Genomic DNA, 3,117 nt, shown 5'->3' with positions numbered 1-3,117 from the left:
GATCTCCCACCAGTAAAACCCCTGGCGTTCCGAGGCGGGGTACCGGTGGTGGTTGTTGTGCCAGCCCTCGCCGAAGGTGAGCAGGGTGATGAGCAGGTTGTTGCGGCTGGTGTCGCGGGTGTCGAACCGGCGCGTGCCCCAGGTGTGGGCCAGCGAGTTGACGAAGAACGTCCCGTGATACAGGAGCACGGTGCTGATGAAAAAGCCCCAGGTCAGGAGCTGCAGCCCCGACGTGCCGAGTTCCGGGCGGGCGGCGCCCAGCCAGGCGCCGAGGCCGTACAGGCCCGCCGCCAGCAGCAGCGGCGGCACCCAGGGGAAGCGGTCCAGCCGGCGGAGCTCGGGGAAGCGGGCGAAATCCTTGATCACCGCCTCGTTCGTGTGCAGGTAGCGGTCGCTGACGATCCAGCCCACGTGGGCCCACCAGAAACCCTGCCGGCTGGGGGAGTGGATGTCCGCGTCGGTGTCCACGTACCGGTGGTGGATCCGGTGGTGGCCGGCCCACCAGAGCGGACCCATCTGGGCGGCCGAGGCGCCGAGGACCGCCAAAAGAAATTGGAAGGCCCGGCTGGTCTTGTACGACTTGTGGGCGAAATAGCGGTGGTAGCCGGCGGTGAGGCCGAACGCCCGGGCGTAGTGGAGGAGGATGCAGGCTCCCACGGCGATCCAACTCACGCCGGCCCAGATGACCAGCAGGCAGGCCAGGTGGACCGCGAGGAAGGGCAGGCTGTGCAACAGGTCCAGCCGGCCCTTGCCGCCGGAGGTCGCGGTGATGGTGCTCATGGGCAGCGGAGCCTCTCCCAGGGCGCCTGCGGGGTGCCGGGCCGGGCCAGCACGAGCTGCAAATCGTTCAAGTAGCGCTCGGCGAAGGCTCCCTCGCAGTAGGAGAAATAATACACCCACTTCCGGATGAACGCATCATCGAAGCCCAGCGCCCGCACCGCCGGGGTGTTGAGCAGGAAGCGCCGCCGCCACTCCGCCAGAGTCGGGGCGTAATGGACGCCGATGTTCTCCAGATCCTGGACCACCAGCTCCGAGTGGTCCTTCATCGCTCGGCTCAGCGCGTCCAGCGACGGCAGCATCCCGCCCGGGAAGATGTGCTTCTGGATCCAGTCGGGCTGGCGGCGATAGGCGTCGTAGCGCTGGTCGGGGATGGTGATCACCTGGACCACCGCCCAGCCGCCCGGTTTCAGGAGCTCGTCGACGCGGGCGAAAAAGGTGCCGAGGTAGCGGTGGCCCACCGCCTCGAGCATCTCGATGGAAACGATCCGGTCGTAGCGGCCCTGCGCGTGGCGGTAGTCGCACAGCTCCACCGCCACGCGCTCCGCCAGCCCCGCGGCCCGGACGCGCTCCCGCGCCAGCGCCAGCTGCTCCTCGCTCAGGGTGATGGTGGTCACCCGGCAGCCCGTCTCGCGCGCCGCGGCGATGGCGAACGCCCCCCAGCCGGAGCCGATCTCCAGAAGGTGATCCTCGGGCCCGGGGGCGGCCTTCGCGAGCAGCCGCGCGATCTTGCGGCGCTGGGCCTCCTCCAGACTGAGATCGGGCGCGTCGAACAGGGCGCAGGAGTACATCATCGACTCATCGAGGAAGAGCTTGTACATTTCGTTGCTCAGGTCGTAATGGTCACGGATGTTCGCCCGGCTGCCGAGCAGCGTGTTGCGCCGCCGGCCGTGGCGCAGTCGGTTGGCGACGCGGCTGACGGCGGCGGTGGCCAAGTTGCCGGAGGCGAGCGCCGCGCGGTTGCGGATGAACAGCCGGATGGCGCCGGTCAGGTCGGCGCAGTCCCAATCGCCGTCGGCGTACGACTCGCCGAAACCGATGTCGCCGCCCCAGACCAGCCGGGGAAACAGCCGGTAGTTCCGGAGCGCCAGCCGGACGGGCGCCGGAGCGGCGGGATCGCCGAACGCCTGCTCGCTGCCGTCGGGCTCCGCCAGCACGAGCCGGCCCTGCGTCAGTCGCCGGAGGATGCCGCAGACCAGGCGCCGGCAGATTCTCTCTTGCCAGCCGGGTGGACGGCGGCCGATGGTCATGGGGCTGTCGGGGTCGGGGCGGGCATACACGGGCAATCGCCGCTGGAAGTAGAGCCGGGCGGCCTGCCAGGTGATGCGCGGGATGCTCAGGGCGGCCGCCAGTGGGAAGCCGGCGACCGTGCGGGCCAGGTTGCCGGGGGTGAGCGGCCGCGGGGCACCGTGCAACCGGGCGGTCATCACCCGCTCGCCGTCCCGCTCCAGGTGGATGCGGATGTCCAGGGGCCCGGCGGGATCGGTGAATTCGAAGGCATACGCCCCCCGCCGGTCGTTGAACGGCGACACGTGGAACGCCTTGTCGGCGCGGTAGCGGAGCGGCCACCCGCCGGGCGGCCCCTCGGGCCGGTCCAGGATGTACACGTGGCGCTCGCCGAAGGTGTTGTTCACCTCGGCCACTACCACGGCCATGGCGCCGTCGGGGCGGCGGCAGAAGGAAAAGCTCACCGGATTGAAGACGTAGTGCCAGTAGCGGGCCGCGGTCACAAGCTCGATCCGGCCGAAGGGGCCGTTGTGCCCGTGTCGGCGGAGCAGCGCCAGGAGCTTGTCGCGGATGGGCGCGCGGCCTGTGGTCAAGTAGTCCCGGTCGTGGATGGCCACCGGGCGGATCCGGTTGTAGCCGAACGCGGCGATCCGGCGGTCCAGTTCGGGCAGTTCGTCGAGATCGAAGGCGTACCAGTAGAGGGGGTAGCGGAACACGTGCCGCACCGGGCGAAGCCGGGCGTGGCTCACTTCGCCCACGTAGACGCGCGAGTTCATAGCTCAAGCCCGAACCGGCGGCAGACGGCCAGGCCCGACGCCACGGCGTCCTCGTGGAAGCCCCAGCGGTGGTAGCTGCCGCAGAAGTGCGTGTGCAGCGGACCGCTAAGAGCGGGCAGCTCCGCCTGGGTGGCCAACGCCTCGGTCGTGTACATCGGATGGGTGTAGAGCATCTCGGCGACTGTGCGGCCGGGCGCCGGGGGCTGCGGCCGGTTGAGGGACACGCAATACTCCCGGGTGGCGGCCAGTCCCTGGAGCCGGTTCATGTGGTAGGTCACCGACAGGCGGCTCTCGCCGTCGGCGCCGGCGGCGCGGGCGTAGTTCCAGGCGGCCCAGG

General features: G+C 70.1%; 3 protein-coding genes. All 3 read right to left on the bottom strand.

What is annotated here, in order from left to right:
* On the bottom strand, nt 1–780 hold a 780-nt coding region (locus tag GX414_15745), incomplete at its 3' end, for an acyl-CoA desaturase (GenBank protein ID NLI48554.1).
* Nucleotides 777–2,780 carry a DUF1365 family protein gene (locus tag GX414_15740; GenBank protein NLI48553.1) on the bottom strand — a complete coding sequence of 668 codons (2,004 nt, stop codon included), beginning with the start codon at nt 2,778–2,780 and terminating at the stop codon, nt 777–779. The genes GX414_15745 and GX414_15740, both read right to left, overlap by 4 nt.
* Nucleotides 2,777–3,117: hypothetical protein (locus GX414_15735; protein NLI48552.1), on the bottom strand; the 341-nt coding region annotated here is incomplete at its 5' end. The genes GX414_15740 and GX414_15735, both read right to left, overlap by 4 nt.

The sequence above is a fragment of the Acidobacteriota bacterium genome (assembly GCA_012517875.1).
GTDB lineage: Bacteria > Acidobacteriota > JAAYUB01 > JAAYUB01 > JAAYUB01 > JAAYUB01.
The sequence above is the reverse complement of the archived record's forward strand: the minus strand, read 5'-3'. Positions and strand labels throughout refer to the sequence as shown.